General features: G+C 55.8%; 14 protein-coding genes and 1 riboswitch. Of the genes, 4 read left to right on the top strand and 10 right to left on the bottom strand.

What is annotated here, in order from left to right; genetic code table 11:
- Window position 1 precedes the first annotated feature (1 nt).
- The 4 genes from dut (at window position 2) to FEF65_RS10270 (ending at window position 2,686) form a co-directional block, all read left to right on the top strand.
- Complete coding sequence (gene dut / locus FEF65_RS10255) at window positions 2-454, top strand: dUTP diphosphatase (protein ID WP_138239714.1); 453 nt, start codon at window positions 2-4, stop codon at window positions 452-454.
- 89 nt (window positions 455-543) lie between these two features.
- Complete coding sequence (locus FEF65_RS10260) at window positions 544-1,032, top strand: pilus assembly protein PilP (protein ID WP_138239715.1); 489 nt, start codon at window positions 544-546, stop codon at window positions 1,030-1,032.
- 16 nt (window positions 1,033-1,048) lie between these two features.
- A complete protein-coding gene (nth, locus tag FEF65_RS10265; protein WP_138239756.1) occupies window positions 1,049-1,684 on the top strand; it encodes an endonuclease III in 636 nt (211 codons plus the stop codon).
- A 63-nt stretch (window positions 1,685-1,747) separates the two neighbouring features.
- Window positions 1,748-2,686, top strand: a complete 939-nt coding sequence (locus FEF65_RS10270) for a bifunctional riboflavin kinase/FAD synthetase (protein WP_138239716.1) — start codon at window positions 1,748-1,750, stop codon at window positions 2,684-2,686.
- Between the two features lie 189 nt (window positions 2,687-2,875).
- Here FEF65_RS10270 and FEF65_RS10275 read toward each other — a convergent pair whose 3' ends face one another.
- The 10 genes from FEF65_RS10275 to thrC form a co-directional block, all read right to left on the bottom strand.
- On the bottom strand, window positions 2,876-5,032 hold the full coding sequence (locus FEF65_RS10275; RefSeq protein ID WP_138239717.1) for a hypothetical protein: 2,157 nt from the start codon (window positions 5,030-5,032) through the stop codon (window positions 2,876-2,878).
- Between the two features lie 185 nt (window positions 5,033-5,217).
- Window positions 5,218-6,501, bottom strand: a complete 1,284-nt coding sequence (locus FEF65_RS10280; RefSeq protein WP_138239718.1) for a sulfate adenylyltransferase subunit 1 — start codon at window positions 6,499-6,501, stop codon at window positions 5,218-5,220.
- Window positions 6,501-7,409, bottom strand: a complete 909-nt coding sequence (gene cysD, locus FEF65_RS10285; protein WP_138239719.1) for a sulfate adenylyltransferase subunit CysD — start codon at window positions 7,407-7,409, stop codon at window positions 6,501-6,503. The genes FEF65_RS10280 and cysD overlap by 1 nt, the downstream gene beginning before the upstream one ends.
- A 58-nt stretch (window positions 7,410-7,467) precedes the next feature.
- On the bottom strand, window positions 7,468-10,107 hold the full coding sequence (locus FEF65_RS10290; RefSeq protein ID WP_138239720.1) for a DASS family sodium-coupled anion symporter: 2,640 nt from the start codon (window positions 10,105-10,107) through the stop codon (window positions 7,468-7,470).
- Window positions 10,107-12,467, bottom strand: coding sequence for a sulfurtransferase TusA family protein (locus FEF65_RS10295; RefSeq protein ID WP_138239721.1), 2,361 nt, complete (start codon window positions 12,465-12,467; stop codon window positions 10,107-10,109). The genes FEF65_RS10290 and FEF65_RS10295 overlap by 1 nt, the downstream gene beginning before the upstream one ends.
- Before the next feature lie 212 nt (window positions 12,468-12,679).
- The gene (gene moeB / locus FEF65_RS10300) at window positions 12,680-13,501 is read right to left on the bottom strand and encodes a molybdopterin-synthase adenylyltransferase MoeB (RefSeq protein ID WP_138239722.1); all 822 of its coding nucleotides are present in this window, start codon (window positions 13,499-13,501) and stop codon (window positions 12,680-12,682) included.
- Between the two features lie 158 nt (window positions 13,502-13,659).
- Window positions 13,660-14,592 (bottom strand): cysteine synthase A, encoded by a 933-nt coding sequence (gene cysK, locus FEF65_RS10305; protein ID WP_138239723.1) that lies wholly within the window; start codon window positions 14,590-14,592, stop codon window positions 13,660-13,662.
- Window positions 14,593-14,706: 114 nt separating this feature from the next.
- Window positions 14,707-14,946: an NIL domain-containing protein gene (locus FEF65_RS10310; RefSeq protein ID WP_138239724.1), complete on the bottom strand. Its 240-nt coding sequence runs from the start codon at window positions 14,944-14,946 to the stop codon at window positions 14,707-14,709.
- 69 nt (window positions 14,947-15,015) lie between these two features.
- Entirely contained in the window at window positions 15,016-15,294 is a 279-nt protein-coding gene (locus FEF65_RS10315) for a MoaD/ThiS family protein (RefSeq protein WP_138239725.1), read from the bottom strand.
- 59 nt (window positions 15,295-15,353) lie between these two features.
- Window positions 15,354-16,592, bottom strand: a complete 1,239-nt coding sequence (thrC, locus tag FEF65_RS10320) for a threonine synthase (RefSeq protein ID WP_138239726.1) — start codon at window positions 16,590-16,592, stop codon at window positions 15,354-15,356.
- 108 nt (window positions 16,593-16,700) lie between these two features.
- A riboswitch (SAM riboswitch) is annotated at window positions 16,701-16,823 on the bottom strand.
- Window positions 16,824-16,876 lie beyond the last annotated feature (53 nt).

A 16,876-nucleotide genomic window follows, 5' to 3' on the forward strand; every position in this document is an offset into this window, starting at 1 on the left:
GATGGAACAACCTGAGGTTAAAATCATGCGCCTTGCGCATGGCGAAGGCATTGAGCTGCCTTTCTACGCCAGCAACCATGCAGCAGGCGCCGATCTTCGCGCCGCCATTGATGAAGAGATCGTGATCGCGCCGGGGCAATACCGGCTGATCAGGACCGGCTTTGCCATGGCTTTGCCGGAAAATTATGAAGCACAGATTCGCCCCCGATCAGGACTGGCGCTGAAATACGGCATCACCGTTCTTAACAGCCCCGGCACCATCGATGCTGACTACCGGGGTGAAGTTGGCGTCATACTGATCAATCACGGCACAGCGGCCTTTACCGTCTGCCGGGGAGATCGCATTGCCCAGATGGTCATTGCCCCCTTTTCCCGCGCCGCATTTCAGACCGTCAGCGCCCTCTCCGATACCAACCGGGGCAGCGGCGGCTTCGGTTCTTCCGGCATACAGTAGGCCTGTGGCCTGTAAATTGCTTTGCATTTCATGGCCACTCTGCTGTAGTTTGCTGGTGCGTGGCTTGCCCATTGGCGTCGGGAGGTACGATGAAACGACTGGCTGGATTGATTCTCTGCATGGTACTTACACCATCGTCCAGTGTCTTTGCTGCCGAACCGGACACCTCCCTGCCTGATGCCATGCAGCATATGGTCACTGCACCCGATATTGATTTCCTGGCACTGCGCGACCCCTTTGCCTCCTACCTGCCAACCGTGGTCAGCAGTGGCCGCAGTGTTGTCGCAGAAAATCAGCTCCGCCTCTCCAATCATGAGCGCGAGGAGCTTGAAAATTTCGACCTTGAAAGCCTCAGGCTGGTTGCCATTTTCAGCATGGGTGGCGAGCGGGTTGCCATGATCGAGGACAGCACCAGCAAGGGCTATACCCTGCACAGGGGTAATTACCTCGGTAAACATAATGGCCGAATCGAGAAAATTACCGATGACACGGTTTTTCTCGTCGAGCAGGTACTCAACCCTGCCGGTGACATTATCGACCGGCAGGTCACCCTGACCCTGAACGAAGTCAATCAGTAACTCCCCCATGAAGCGCATGACCGGCGCCGAAATCCGCCGTTTTTTTGAACAACTGCAAGCCGCCGATCCCGAACCGGTAACCGAGCTGCACTACAGTAACGACTTTGAATTGCTGGCAGCCGTCATGCTCTCGGCCCAGTCCACGGACGTCGGCGTCAACAAAGCCACAGCCAGACTCTATCCGGTTGCCAACACGCCACAGGCCATTCTTGAGCTTGGAGAGGAGCGATTAAAGTCCTATATCGCAACCCTCGGCCTCTACAACAGCAAGGCCCGCCACCTGATCAGCGCATGCCGGATGCTGGTCGAAAAACATGATGGCATGGTTCCCCGCACCCGCAAGGAGCTGGAGGCCCTGCCAGGCGTAGGCAGAAAAACAGCGAATGTCGTACTTAATGTACTCTTTGGCGAACCGACCATGGCGGTCGACACCCATATTTTCCGCGTCGGCAATCGCACCGGGCTGGCTCCCGGCAAAACACCGCTCGAGGTCGAGCTGGGACTGCTCAAACGCATTCCGTCCGAGTTCATGCAGCATGCCCATCACTGGCTGATTCTGCACGGCCGTTACACCTGTACCGCTCGCAAACCCAAATGCCATCAGTGCCCTGTGGCCGACGAGTGCCACTGGCCGGAAAAGCCACTCCCCTGACCCCTGTTCCGCCAGACTGTTTTTCTGTGTGCGTCACTGTTTCATAAGCAGTAGCCTGTGCCGATGCGCATTATTCATTCATGGGAAGAAGCCCTCGATTTCGCCGACCTGCAGGGCGGAGCCGTCACGGTAGGTAATTTTGATGGCGTCCACATGGGCCATGAACAGGTCCTGGCCGAAACACGAGGCCATGCACTGGCTGTGGGCGGACCGACGATTGTCGTCACGTTTGAACCGCACCCGCGCGCGGTCCTGTTTCCCGATGAGGCCCCCCGCCGCCTCTGTCATGTCCATGAACGGCTGCAATATCTGGAGCAGGCAGGCGCAGATGCCGTTTTACTGCTGGCATTTGATCGTGAAATGGCGGCATGGACGGCGGACAAGTTCTCACGCCGGCTGTTCGAAACATTCCGGTTTCGCCATATCCATGTCGGCTATGACTTTGCTTTCGGTCATGATCGTCAGGGCCATGTCGATGATCTGCGCAAACTCGGCGATGAACTCGCTTTCACCGTATCTGAAGCAGCTGCGTTCGAAATGCTTGGCGCCGTCGTCTCATCATCACGCATTCGCTCAGCCGTGGAAGCCGCTGACTTTGCCCTGGCCAGACAACTGCTCGGACGCGATTACGCCATTGCCGGCGAGGTCCTGCACGGAGACAAACGCGGGCGACAGATGAATTTTCCGACCGCCAATATCGATGTGGCCGACCTGGCACACCCGGCAGTCGGCATCTATGCCGTACGTGCCAGCAATGGTGAAAGAAACTGGCTTGGCGCCGCCTATCTGGGCTATCGCCCGACCTTCAATGGCCGCACCCTGCTGCTGGAGACCCATCTGCTCGATGATGCTCCGGATCTGTACGGACAGTGGCTGAATATCTCCTTTGTCCGCCGTATCCGCGAAGACCGGCGATTCACCGGCCATGCCGATCTGGCCCAGCAAATTGCCAAAGACTGTGCCGCCGCCAGAGAGATTCTTTCAACTGAACAGGCACAATAAACAGGTTCATCGTGAAAGTGCGGGAATCAGTGCCGGTAAAGATTTGCAGATGCCGCCTGACTCCCCTTATAGACTTACCGGGAATCAAAAACTTTCTTCGGCCATATTGCCCGCGAATGCGCGATGAACCATAAATAAGGGCGCCTGCAACAGGCGCCCTTAACTTTATCACAGCGGTGAAATGCCCGGCTAGCGGGTCATATAAGCCTCACCAACCTCACTGACCACACCATTCACAGCGCTACTGATCATATACAGCGCCTTGGTGCCGCCAATCGGCCAGGTAATATCAATATAGCCACCACCGGTCAGTGCACCGGACATATGATACACACCCGGCGCACCGGCTGCCGGCACATCGACGGTAAGTGTTGAGGTAGCAACTGCTCCCCCAGCCGGCGTAGCCACAAGGGTAGCCGTACCGGCAGCCCCTGCCGGTGCGGTGATTGTCAGCGTTCCGGTGGTATAGGCGGTTGCAAAGCTGGCATAGTTGCTTGCATAGACCGTTCTTGCCAGGAAGTTCAGCGTCCCTGAAAAACTCGGTGTGACGGCACTGGCCTGATCATGAACAAAACCGACAAAGGTGGACGGGAAATCCCTGAGCGTCACCGGTCCGGGTATCGTACCACCCTGAATTTCCTCACCCTGCATGGCACCGGACTCAAAAAACTCAACCAGACGCAAGTGATCATCGACCGCACCCGTAAGAGAGTTTTCAGCGAAGTTGTTATTGGCATCCATCTTCATGGCCAGCATGCTACCCTGAAACACCATCAGCTCTGTCGGAGCATTCAGATAACCGTTACCCATCGTGCCGCCGGTAAGAGCCCCCGGCAACGTCATCGGTCCGGCAACCTGCGGCGTCAATCCCTGAGTCAATGCAGCTGCCCGTGTCGCTCCCGGCATACCGGCGTGAATGCTGCCAACCGTGATATCAGCCGTAATGCCAAGAGCAAATGGATTCGGCGCCACACTGTTCTGCTTCGACATATAGGACTCGCCGATGGCCTGAATCGTGCCAGGCACGGTCGGCACAACAAAGTAGATGCCACGCCGCAAGCCGACCGAGGTTGCGATATACAGCTTGGCACCGGCAATCGTATATTCAAAGACAAGAAGGTTGGTCGGAACTGCTCCGGAGAATACATAGGTACCCGCAGCAAAGGTAAAGGCATTGACGCCACCTGCGACACTACCTGCATCCTGCCTCATCGTCATATTGCTCATGGTGACCGTACCAGCCCCCACGTTCACTGCCGTCACATCCGCCTGTCCCCAGTTCACACGCGGAATAGCGGCACCGGAAAAAATATCACGGGCAACAATATTCATCGTTCCCGTACCCACACCGGGGGTATAAAAGTTGGATACAAATGTAGCCAGTCCTGCCGCATTAATACCTGCTGCAGGAATCAGAGACCCCACAAACAATCCCTTCTTCATCACCGGTGCACCCGGCAGACCTGTCAGATCGGAGAAGTTACCGGACATACTTCCATTCAAACCCAGGTTGCCAACCACCCGGGTCAGAGTGGTCGGTGCCCCCACATTATCCACGATATTGAGAACGACACTGGAGCCTGCCACTTTACCCGTAATAAAGTTTGCACCGGCTGTGCCTGTGATATCTCCGTTCGCCGCAACAACAATATTGCCACTGACAAAGTTGGCACCGCCGGTAAGCGCTGCAGTATTGGCAATGGCGGTCACACCGATATCAGACTCGGATGCGATAATGGCAAACATCTTGTAGGTACCGGCGGCAACCGTCCCGCCCACTGTACCGGCCGTCAGTTTCTTGAATACGGCAGCCGGCAATCCCGCATTTCCGGCCAGTGAAGGATCTTCATACAGCCCATTTGCGCCCGTATTGGCCGCCAGACCGAAAGCAGCCTGTGCATTGGTCTGAGCCGTCGTCAGCGCAGAACCATTGGCTACTCGCGTAAACACATCATTGGTCAAAGGGGTGATGTTAAATGTAGCAAGAGCATTCGCTCCGGTCGTATTACCGACGAACAGCATGGTCGGAGCCGGCATACCGGTATCAATATCCGTTCCACCCACAGCCTTGATATAAACCGGATCCGGAGCTGTTGCGACCGTCAGCGTAATATTGAATGCACCCGCCGCATCGGTTGTACCGCTGCCTACCTGCACCGTCATGGCCTGATCGCTGTACAGGGTCAGGGTTGCACCACTTACACGGCCATCCACCACCGCACCGGCTATCGCCGCATTGGGCGCAGGTGCACTGGCACTGCCCCCACAGGATGACAATCCACTGATTGCAACCATCGCGACGCCCAGAAGCGCCAGTTTAGGCCAAAGCCTTTGCCGAATATTCATCTCGAACCTCCTCCTGATTTCCCCCAAGTTTTCTTTTTATAGAGGAGAGGAGCACATTCGTCAATAATAAAAGGATATTTTCAGCATACCTTTTCATCATTGCGACAGTAAAAAAAAGATGCCCCGATTTGACCCGGAGCATCTCCTTTTCCATGCGGATGATCATCTGACAACGACTTACATCGTCAGATGATCATGCCCGCACCCACGGTATTATTGGTAAACGTATCGATCAGAATGAAGCTGCCGGTCACCCGGTTGTCGGCATAGGCATCACAATGCAGCGGCTTCTGCAGCTTGAATGTCACCTGACCAATCTCATTCATCGCCAGCTCATCCGCAGCATCCTTGTCGAGCGTATGGATATCGCGGCGGAAGTCGATGCTGTTGACCACTGCCTTGACGCTATTGGTTGTATGCTTGATCAGGTATTTCTTGCGCTCACTCAGTGGCTCACTGCCGATCCAGCAGACATTGGCCGTAATTTCCTTTGCATCGCGGGCTTTCTGTTCGACATGTGTGATCATGTCACCACGCGAAATATCGATCTCGTCATTCAGTGTCAGCGTAATACTCTGGGGGGCAAACGCCTCCTCCAGATTGCCATCAAAAGTAACAATCTCTTTCACCGTTGAAGTGTTGCCACTCGGTACGGCCACGATCCTGTCGCCGACCCGCACTGTTCCGGAGGCAATCGTGCCCATAAAGCCACGATAGTCAGGCAGATCAGCCGTCTGTGGACGATTCACCAGCTGTACAGGCAAACGGAAGGGCAGTGCATCGATTCCACCCAGCGTTGACAGTGTCTCCAGTGTCTCCAGCAGGGTTTTGCCCTCATACCAGCCCAGATGGTCGCCACGAACGGCGACCATATCGCCATCGAGCGCCGACATCGGGATACAGATCAGATCCTTCACCCCCTGCTTCTCGCAGTAAGCCTGCATATCCTGACGAATCTTTTCGAACACAGCCTGGTCAAAACCGACCAGGTCCATCTTGTTCACAGCGACAATCAGGTGCGGAATACCGAGCAGACCAAGAATATGCGTATGACGTTTGGTCTGTGGCATCACACCGTTACGGGCATCAATCAGAATAATCGCCGCACTGGCGGTCGATGCACCGGTGACCATATTACGGGTGTACTGCTCATGCCCCGGACAGTCGGCCATAATAAACTTGCGCTTCGGCGTGGCAAAATAGCGGTAAGCCACATCGATGGTAATGCCCTGCTCCCGCTCGGCCGACAATCCGTCGGTCAGCATGGCGAGATCGATTTCAGCCGCCGAGGCAACCTGTCCTTCCTGCCCCTTCTGCTTGCGCACAGCCAGCAGCTGGTCTTCAAAAGCGCCCTTGGTATCCACCAGCAGACGACCAATCAGGGTCGACTTGCCATCATCCACACTGCCGACCGTTACCAGACGCAGCAGCTCGACTTCTTCAGCCAGTTTGAAATTCACTTCAGTCATCAGAAATAACCCTCTTTCTTCTTGTCTTCCATACTGTTGGAACCGTGATCGATAATGCGGGTTTCACGTTCAGAGCGACGTGCGGCAGCAGCCTCTATCACAATCTCATCCATATTCGTGGCTTCCGAACGCACGGCACCGGTGCAGGGGCTACAGCCAAGCGTACGGAAACGACTCATCACCGGCACGGGCACCTCCCCTTCCAGCAGCTGATCCTTCATCTCTTCATAATAAGGAATCAGCAGCTCCTTGCGCTCCACCATCATACGTTCCCTGGCGAAATAGAGCGGTACAATCGGAATATTCTCTTCACGGATATAGAGCCAGACATCCATCTCGGTCCAGTTGGAGATCGGGAACACACGCACACTTTCACCATCATGAATCCGGCCATTATAGAGACTCCACAACTCCGGCCGCTGATTCTTCGGATCCCACTGACCGAACTCATCACGCATTGAAAAGACACGCTCCTTGGCACGCGAACGCTCCTCATCACGGCGTGCGCCACCAAAAGCTGCATCGTAGCCACCCTCTTCCAGGGCATCGAGCAACCCCTGGGTTTTCAATGCACCACAGCAGCGGGCAACACCAAACGCCTTCGGGTTCATCCCTTTGGCAATCGCCTCCTCATTGCGGCGAACAATCAGACGTGCGCCCACCTCTTTGGCATACCAGTCGCGGAACTCATACATCTCCTTGAATTTAAAGCCGGTATCCACGTGCAGAAGCGGAAATGGCAGCGGTGCCGGATAAAATGCCTTGCGTGCCAGGTGCAACAACACACTTGAGTCCTTGCCCACGGAATAAAGCATCACCGGATTACGGAACTCGGCCACCACTTCGCGGATAATATGAATTGATTCCGCCTCCAGTGCCTTCAGCTGTGTCAGTCTGTGTTTAGACATGGTTATGTCTCCAATATCAATCGCTTTTCTTGATCTGTCTTGATCGTTATTCAACTTGTTATACTCCCCGTCCGATGAGAGGCCACCAGAAACCCAGCCCCAGAACAAACAGGGTAAGCGCCGTCAAAGCCAGCATACTGCCCAGCCGGATCATTCTCAACAGGTCAACATACCCTGTTGCAAAGGCCATCGCATTCGCCGGTGTCCCCATCGGCAGCATAAAGGCAAAGCCGGACATAATCCCCACCGTCAGGGCAACCGTTGTCGGATCCATACCGGACATGACGCCCAGCGGCAGAGAAATCGGCAACATGATCGCCACGGCTGCCGAATTACTGATTGCCTCGGTTAACAGCATGGTAAACAGGCCCACCAGTGCCAGCATGGCGATACCGGTCAGGCCGTCAGGCCAGAATGCCGTGGCCACCCACTCTGCGGCACCGGTTTTCTCCAGTGACTTGGCAATCGCAATCGCACCGCCGTACATCAGCACAATACCCCAGTCGATATGGGACTGAATCTCCTTCCAGCCAACGATACGCAGTGCAAACATGGCCACCACCGAGATCAGGGCAATGGTGGCAAGCCCCACCCCCTCCGACATAAAGATCCAGCCACCGACTGTCGCCAGCATCAGGGCCGCCATCGCCTTCGCCTGCATATCCATGCGACCAAGCTGGAGCTGCCGCTCCTCGATTCTCAGCAGGGCCCCCTGCAAATCCACCTCATGATGGGGGGCAAAGCGCAGCAACAACATGGCTGCGGCAAGCAATACACCGATCACAATCGGAGCTGCAGCAACCGTCCAGTCCGTAAACGAAAATCCACGCCCCGTCATCTCTTCCACAATGGCCATCGCCAACGGGCCGCGCGCACCACCCAGCAGCGTCATGACGCCACCAATCACAGCTCCCCATGCCATGGCAAGAAAGATGGCCATGGCATAGCGGTTGCCGGGCTTAAGCCCCAGCCCGTGAACAATACTCCAGACAATCGGTAACAGCACCGCAGCCACGGCATGCTCGGGCATAAAGCAGGACATCAGCGCAGGCAACAGCAACATGCTTAACAGCAGCTTTCGCGGGCTTTGCCCACAACGCTCAAACACCGCCAGGGCAAGATGTTCGGAGAGCCCCGACTTCATAATCCCTGCTGCCAGGATGAAGGCACCGAGAATAAAAAATACCGCCTTATTGCCGAACAGCGCATACACATCCGCCGATGGCAGTGCCCCGACCAGAGGCAACAATGCCATACCCAGCAACGAGGTCACCGAAAGCGGTAACAGCTGACTGACCCACAGCACAAGACATAACATGAATACGACCAGTGCATGCCAGCCAGCCTCGGAAAGCGCGGCCGGAGGCGACCATTGCAACAGGCTGTATGCCCCTGCCCCAATCACAGCAAGCAGCAGAAACGGAACGGTCTGGCGAAACAGCAATGCAGAGGCAGGCAGGGGTCTCTCTTTGCGTCCGGCCTCTGCCTGCATTTTACTGTTATGCAATACATGGCGGCGCAGGCTGTCAAACCAGCCTTCCAGCTTTCTTCCCGCCATCGAGATCACAAATCGTTGCTGCAGCGACGGCTCGACACCATCCAGTACACGACTCTCCATCGGCGTCAGTACCCGTCCCATATCCCGCAAGCGGTGGGTAGGCAAAGAGGAGGAGATCACCAGATCCGATTGAATCAACAGCGCCTGTTCGACATCATCAAGCGTGGGCAATGGCTGATCACCAAGCGGCGTACCTGGCAGCGGACGAAATGGAACCAGCAAGGGTACCACCCCGGCCTCGATCAACTGTTTCATCCCGGCCCGGGTCGACTCCAGCGACTCAAGACCGACGATCAGATGGCTCACGACGGCACCTGCACGAAACACCGAGCGGGCATAGTGCAGCGCCTCCCAGATACGTGCCTGCCCGCCATGCGTATGTTTGCCGGCACAGACCTCGGCAAATCGCATCTCATCAGCGACCTCGAGGTTGCAGACAAAAATATCGAGGCCCGCATCATAGAGCTCATCGATCACGCTTAAATCCTGAGGCGCCACCGTCTCCAGAGCGATCTGCTGATAGGGTAGGTGCCTGCGTAACAGAGCCACCACAGGTAACAGCCGGGACAAACCGGCATCCGCTCCCGGTGAATAGCCGTTATACAGGTAAACCGTATCAATCTCACGCTCGGCAAGCGCGGCACGGACCACCTCCACCAGCTCAAGCGGGTCACGCATCGGCGGCTCACTCTCATTAAGCATGGAGTCATACTGGCAGTACTGACATGCCGCTCCGGGAATGGCAAAAAAGCCGCATCCCATGGTCGGGTACAACATCAGCAGGCGATCGTGCAACGATGAAATATTGCCCATACGGGCACCATTGCGGGTCTTTTTACGGTAAAACGCGGGGGTCTCTACAAGCCTGACCCGCTCGACTTCACCGGCACATTCAAGATAAAAACCGTCATCATCGGAGAGCAGCTTATAGGTACTGCGCTCGGTATAGGGCTGGCCAACCGGCACCGTACAGAGATGCCCCGATGGCAAACGGATATCGACCACAGACTCTGTGGCATTGGCCGGCGCAATCCAGCGCGATGCCTCAGGCAGACCTTCCGGTAGTGCCAGTCCCCGGCTGACCAGCGAAAGCTTGGTCCGGCCGGGGTTGGCAAAGGGATGAAGATCTGTTGAGTGCATCAGATCTTGGAAGATTTCTCAACAACAATCCGCCACTGTCCGCCTGCCATGCGCTCCTTGACGAGTACAGACTGGCCCTGCTCCTGCAACGACAGCGGCACATTTTCAATCGGTGCACCATCATCCAGAATCACCTCCAGCTGCGCACCAATCGGCATACCGGAGAGTTTGATCTTGGTCTTCACAAAGTTCATCGGGCAGGCAACGCCGGAAAGATCGAGCTGAACGATGGCCTCATCACTCTGCTGCGGCTCGGCAGCAGGCTGCACCGCGGCAGTTTCGGCAACGGCTTCATCAGCAGCAGGTACCGCTGCGAAACGGCGCTCGGCCAGTGCCAGCCAGTCGGACTGTACGCCCTTAAGTGCTGTGACACCCGGCCCCGGATCGCCCAGATCAATATTCATCAGTGCCGACTGCACTGCATTAAAACCTGCAATGACCTCGGCATCACCGATGGCATGACCCATGAGCAAACCGAATACCTGTCCATCCTCTTCCGGCGCTTCACCATAAGCCACCAGGAAGGCGCGTGCTGTCGAGATCGAAGAGCGACGCAATGCTGTAGCCGCCTCGCCCCAGAACATGGCATCCAGATGGGCACGGGCGATCATCAGCTCATACTCGGCCTCGGAGATCAGTGCATCCGACATCGACAATACAGCACCGGCACACTCACCTTTCTTGTTGCCCTTGGTGTTGAACGCCTCATTTTCGCTCCAGTCGTAGATGAGCCCTTCAATCTCCCCTGCATCGGCGGCAAACGGCGCCAGAATCGCTGAAATACCGGCCTGACCGATACGGGAAGCCCAGTCATGTACAGACTCTTCTGCCTGACGCCCTTCCTTATAGGCATTCAGCACGGCAATACCGGCTTCGGGTGCATGGCGAGCAGGTACCGGATCGGTGGCAAACGCAAGTGGCGAACCGGCAACACCGGAGCCCCCCACATGCAGCTGGTAGTGCGGCACGGCCTGACCGGCCACTTTTTTGGCCATACCGTGGAAGCCCAGGTCGGCGATGTGGTGGCGACCGCATGAATGCTGGCAGCCGGATGCCTTGACGGTAATACCTGCCAGCGTGCTGTCCTTTTTCAGATCGGCCATCAGTGGCTGCAAGGCAGCAGCAAGTCCGCGACTGGAGGTAATGCCAAGTCGGCAGGTTTCGGTTCCCGGGCATGCCACAACGTCGGCAATACCACGCGCATATGCACTGGTGAGTCCCGCCGCCGCCAGAATCGCCTGTGCTGCCTCCACCTTGTCGGCATCCACATCGGCAATCACCACACCCTGTTCCGTCGTAACCTTCAACTCATCGGTGCCCGCCGCCCGGGCGGCATCAGCCACCGCATGGCACTGTGCCGGTGTCAGATCACCGCGAAACAGGTTCAACAGAATGGCCGACTTGCCATTGTGCTGGGCCACAACACCGGATGCATCAAACGGCATGGCGGCTGTCGGGGTACGCCAGCCAGCATCGGCATAGCCGGCATCCGAGGCATGTGTTTTTTCAATCACTGCCCGCTGCTTTTTATACTCTTCAACAAAACCTTCAGCGCCGAGTTTCTGGGCCACATACTTCATACGGGCACGGGCACGACGTTTGCGATCGGAGAATTTAAAGTGAATGCGCATCAGCGCCTCACCCACCACCAGCATTTCGGATTCCTCAATGAACTCTTCCAGCAGCAGTGCACCCATTGGCTGTGAGGAGAGACCACCTGCAGCCCAAACCTGGAAACCGGGGCGTCCATCCTGATGCGTTGCGATAAAACCGATATCATGCATGCCCGAAAGGCCGCAATCGGTTGCACAACCGGAGAAGGTGACCTTGAATTTGCGCGGAAACTGCTGAGCAAGCGGATGACGCAGAAAGTACTCGGCAAAACGGCGTGCATGCACGGTCACATCAGCATGCTCGGAGGGGCAGCGACCGGCAAGGAAACAGGTGGTCACATTGCGCACCGTGTTGCCGCAAGCCTCCCGTGTCGTTAATCCGGCAGCATCCAGCCGGCGCAAAAATGCAGGCACATCATCCAGTGAAACAAAGTTGGCCTGAATATCCTGACGGGTGGTGACATGTGCGAACTTTTCAGGTGCCTCGCTGAGCGTACCATCGGTCGGCAAGCGGCCGGCATAATCAGCCACGCAATCACCGATCACATCCAGCTGAGCCGGTGTCAGGTTGCCGCCAGGCAGCTTGACACGAACCATCTGCACACCCTCCTGGCGCTGGCCGTACACGCCCATTTGCAGGCGGAAGGGGGTAAAACGCTCTTCGGACATACGTCCTTCGCGAAACGCCTTGTATCCGGCATCAAACTCATCGACATCGGATGTATGTGCAAAATCAAATTCTGTCATTCTGTCATCTCCACTCACCACAGAGGATTAAAAGGGGGCAGGCAATGGCCTGATTACTTACCACCCAAGTGCACCATCATTCAAATAACGGCATCATACACATTGTCCCGGCCAGGCTGCCTGAGCTGAAACGGCACTCGCCCCTTTGCAGGCATGGACAACATACTCATTCAAAAGGCCAAACCGGTGACCTGACCGGTTCGGCCCCGTGATTACTCGCCGAACTTCAGCTGGCAAGCCTGCTCGTAGGTCACAAGATCCGTAATCGTCGGATTCTCGCCACACAGCGGGCATGCAGGATCCTTGTGCAGCTTGAGCTTCTTCCACTCCATCCGCAATGCATCAAACACCATCAGACGGCCGGCCAGAGAAGTGCCGATACCAAGCAGCTCTTTCACCGCTTCAACGGCCTGAATCGTGCCGACGGCACCGGCCAGCGCACCGAGAATACCTGCCTCGGAACAGGAGGGGACCAGCCCTGCCGGTGGCGGTTCCGGATAGAGACAGCGATAGCATGGCGCGCCCTTCTCCTGATGTGGCTTGAACGTGGCAACCTGTCCCTCAAAGCGGAACATGGCACCGGAGATCAGTGGCTTTTTCTCAAAGTAGCAGGCGTCGTTGACCAGAAAACGGGTCGGGAAATTGTCACATCCATCGATGATCAGATCGTACTCGCGAATAATTTCACGCACGTTCTCTTCAGTGATGAAGTAGTTATAGGTTTTGACATTCACATCAGGATTCAGTGCCTGCATCGTCTCACGGGCACTCTCCACCTTCGGCATACCGACACGATCCTGATTATGGATAATCTGGCGCTGCAGGTTGGACATATCCACCACATCGGCATCGGCAATACCGATCGTACCGACTCCGGCCGCGGCCAGATAGTAGGCGACAGGCGAGCCCAGGCCACCGGCACCGATCATGAACACCTTTGATTCCAGCAACTTCGACTGCCCTTCGGCACCGACTTCCGGCAAAATAATATGGCGCGAATAGCGCTCGATCTGTTCTTCCGTAAAATCAATCATAAGACCTGTTTCCTCTGCATTCCCTGTGGTTACAGAAAGCACGGATGTGACCGGTGCTTCCATAGACTCTGTGGCAACGGCAAAACCACGCTTCTGCCGTTGCTTGCTGATGATGGCAGGTGCCAGTCAATCAGCCTCTTGTTCTCGTTATACCAGCGTTAAATTTCGATACCCTTAAACAAATCAGTCGACATATAGCGTTCCGCCATGGAAGGCAGAATCACCACAATGCGTTTACCCTTCATCTCGGGACGGGCAGCCACCTTCAGCGCGGCTGTCACAGCTGCGCCGGAAGAGATACCGCCCGGGATACCCTCTTCACTGGAAAGGCGGCGGGCCATCTCAATCGCTTCCTCATTGGTGACCTGCTCAACACCATCGAGAATGGCAACATTCAGATTCTTCGGAATAAAACCGGCACCGATCCCCTGAATCTTGTGCGGACCGGGAGCACCACCTGAAATCACCGGTGATGCAGCCGGCTCCACCGCAAACGCCTTAAGATCCGGATTCCGCTCTTTCAGCACTTCGGCCGTACCGCTGATGGTGCCGCCGGTACCCACGCCGGCGACGATGGCATCCACACGGCCATCGGTATCACGCCAGATCTCTTCTGCTGTGGTTTTGCGATGAATCGCCGGATTGGCAGGGTTCTCAAACTGCTGCGGCATAAACGCCCCCTCGGTAGAGGCGGCAATCTCGCCGGCTTTGGCAATAGCGCCCTTCATACCCAGTTCGGCAGGTGTCAGCACAAGCTCGGCTCCAAGCAGCTTCAACAGCTTGCGGCGCTCAAGACTCATCGACTCGGGCATGGTCAGGATACAGCGATAGCCCTTGGCACGGGCCACAAATGCCAGCGCAATACCGGTATTGCCCGAGGTAGGCTCAACAATAACGCCACCCTCTTGCAGGCGACCATCCGCCTCGGCGGCCTCAATCATGGCCCGGCCGATACGATCCTTTACAGAGTTAAGCGGGTTGTAAAACTCGCACTTTACAACAATCTCCGCCCCAAGCTCAGCCCCGATCCGGTTGAGTCTGATCAGCGGGGTATCACCAATGGTTTCCGCCGCATTATTGTATATTGCCATATCGCACTCCTTTATGGGATCGCTGATTTTTGCCAGGAGGGCAATAAATCAGCAACGCCTTACCTGCCACGGGACACATATCGATACCGCACCATGATTGTGCGGCGCATACCATTACCCTTCGATGACGTTCTGCTCGATCGGTTCAACATGGACACCCTGCTCACCCAGCCACTGCACAGCAGCCTCGATATCCTCGCTCTTACCCTCAAGTTCGAGGCCAACCAGCCCCATGTTCTCACGCACCTCGGCCGTACGGATATTGGTGATCACATCAAATGCACGACCCAGCTTCCAGATCACAGGTTCTGTCACATTCTGCTGATTAAACGTCAGATATACGCGTAACTTCATCTTCACACCTCACTCATTTGATTCAGCAGCCCCGGCTGGCGACAACCGGGGCCGACTGGAACATGGCTGTCAGCAGCCACCGGCAATGGCAGGAACGATAGAAACCTCGTCACCACTTTTCAGCGCGGTTGCACGTCCCTGAAGAAAACGGACATCTTCATCATTGACGTAAACATTGACAAAGCGACGGATCTCGCCGGCATCATCACAAAGACGTGCCTTCAGGCCAGGGTGAGCTGCTTCAATGTTTTCAATCAGTTCACCAATATTTGTCGCCTCAACCGCAACCTCATCCGCACCAGCGGTCAGCTTGCGCAACGGGGTAGGAATACGAACAGTTACACTCATTTATCACTCCTGTGTTTATCAGTTAAATTTCAATCCATACAGCCGTCCGGGGACAGCCGTTACTTCACACCATCCGCCTCGGCCAGGATATCGAACTCTTTCAGGCTTGCGGAGATAATACGTGGCTTGTCGATGGCATCCACCACCGCCTCCTGCGTCTTCAGGCCGTTACCGGTAATGCAGAGCACAATAGACTCATCGCGCGGCAGCTTGCCGGATTCAATCATCTTCCTGGCACAACCCAGCGTCACACCACCGGCTGTTTCAGCGAAGATACCTTCGGTTTCAGCCAGCAGACGCATCGCTGCCACGACCTCTTCATCCGACACATCCTCAGCCCAGCCGCCGGTCTCACGAATCACGCGATTGGCATAATAGCCATCGGCGGGATTACCAATCGCCAGTGACTTGGCAATGGTCTTCGCACGCACAGGGTGAATCAGATCCGAGCCCTCTTTCACCGATTTTGCAATCGGTGAGCAACCGGTGGCCTGCGCGCCATAAATTGCCGTGCCGTTATCCTCGACCAGACCAAGCTTGATAAATTCATTGATCGATTTGGCCACCTTGGTGCACAGAGAACCGGATGCCATCGGCACCACCACATGCTTCGGCGCTTTCCAGCCCAGCTGCTCCATCATTTCATAACCGAGAGACTTGGAGCCTTCCGCGTAAAATGGACGCACATTGACGTTGACAAATGCCCAGCCGTATTTTCCGGCCACTTCCGAGCACAGACGGTTCACATCATCATACTCACCGGTAATGCCGATAATTTTGGTACCGAAAATGCCTGCACCCAATACCTTGCCCTGTTCCAGGTCATGCGGAATAAACACATAGGACTCAAGCCCTGCTGCCGCTGCATTGGCTGCAACAGAACCGGCCAGATTACCGGTCGAGGCACAGGCCACCGTTTTGAAACCGAACTCGACAGCCTTGGAGAGGGCAACAGAAACCACACGATCCTTGAATGAAAGGGTTGGGTAGCAGACAGAGTCATTCTTGATGTAAAGCTCGGAAACACCCAGCGCTTTCTCAAGATTTTTCGCCCGCACCAGTGGCGTAAAACCATTCTGGACACCCACAGTCGGCTCACCGTTGATCGGCAACAGCTCTTTATAGCGCCACATCGTCTGCGGACGTGACTCGATCAACTCACGGGTAAAGAAGCCTTCCAGCTTTTCATAGTCATAGACCACTTCCAGAGGACCAAAACAGAACTCACAGACATGGGTGGGCTGAATCTCGTATTCCTGGCCACACTCACGGCACTTCAGGGCGCGAACAATGTTCATCTATTTATCTCCATGGGCGGCTTCCACAGCAGGAAATAAAAAAGCCTCCGCGATATAAGCGAAGGCTGGTCAGAGCAATGCACACAAAGGCATCAAACGAACAACCCGCTTTTATCGCTCCCTCAAGGTTTCCCTCTCAGGCAGGCATTGGCACCATATTCCAGAAACGAGGTCTCTGGCCGGTTGCCGCGGTTTCACAGGGCCTGCACCCTCCACCGCTCTTGATAAAGCCGGATTAAAATTTGTGGCGCCATTATGTGCCTCTCTTCACAAAACGCAAGCAC

The organism is Mariprofundus erugo (assembly GCF_005818865.1).
Classification (GTDB): Bacteria; Pseudomonadota; Zetaproteobacteria; order Mariprofundales; family Mariprofundaceae; genus Mariprofundus; species Mariprofundus erugo.

Excerpts from the sequence above, each read along its gene's own strand:
- thrC (WP_138239726.1), bottom strand. The coding sequence starts at position 16,592 with ATGAACATTGTTCGCGCCCTGAAGTGCCGTGAGTGTGGCCAGGAATAC.
- FEF65_RS10270 (WP_138239716.1), top strand. The coding sequence starts at position 1,748 with ATGCGCATTATTCATTCATGGGAAGAAGCCCTCGATTTCGCCGACCTG.
- FEF65_RS10290 (WP_138239720.1), bottom strand. The coding sequence starts at position 10,107 with ATGCACTCAACAGATCTTCATCCCTTTGCCAACCCCGGCCGGACCAAG.
- nth (WP_138239756.1), top strand. The coding sequence starts at position 1,049 with ATGACCGGCGCCGAAATCCGCCGTTTTTTTGAACAACTGCAAGCCGCC.
- FEF65_RS10260 (WP_138239715.1), top strand. The coding sequence starts at position 544 with ATGAAACGACTGGCTGGATTGATTCTCTGCATGGTACTTACACCATCG.
- FEF65_RS10295 (WP_138239721.1), bottom strand. The coding sequence starts at position 12,467 with ATGACAGAATTTGATTTTGCACATACATCCGATGTCGATGAGTTTGAT.
- cysD (WP_138239719.1), bottom strand. The coding sequence starts at position 7,409 with ATGTCTAAACACAGACTGACACAGCTGAAGGCACTGGAGGCGGAATCA.
- moeB (WP_138239722.1), bottom strand. The coding sequence starts at position 13,501 with ATGATTGATTTTACGGAAGAACAGATCGAGCGCTATTCGCGCCATATT.
- FEF65_RS10275 (WP_138239717.1), bottom strand. The coding sequence starts at position 5,032 with ATGAATATTCGGCAAAGGCTTTGGCCTAAACTGGCGCTTCTGGGCGTC.
- FEF65_RS10310 (WP_138239724.1), bottom strand. The coding sequence starts at position 14,946 with ATGAAGTTACGCGTATATCTGACGTTTAATCAGCAGAATGTGACAGAA.
- dut (WP_138239714.1), top strand. The coding sequence starts at position 2 with ATGGAACAACCTGAGGTTAAAATCATGCGCCTTGCGCATGGCGAAGGC.
- FEF65_RS10280 (WP_138239718.1), bottom strand. The coding sequence starts at position 6,501 with ATGACTGAAGTGAATTTCAAACTGGCTGAAGAAGTCGAGCTGCTGCGT.
- FEF65_RS10315 (WP_138239725.1), bottom strand. The coding sequence starts at position 15,294 with ATGAGTGTAACTGTTCGTATTCCTACCCCGTTGCGCAAGCTGACCGCT.
- cysK (WP_138239723.1), bottom strand. The coding sequence starts at position 14,592 with ATGGCAATATACAATAATGCGGCGGAAACCATTGGTGATACCCCGCTG.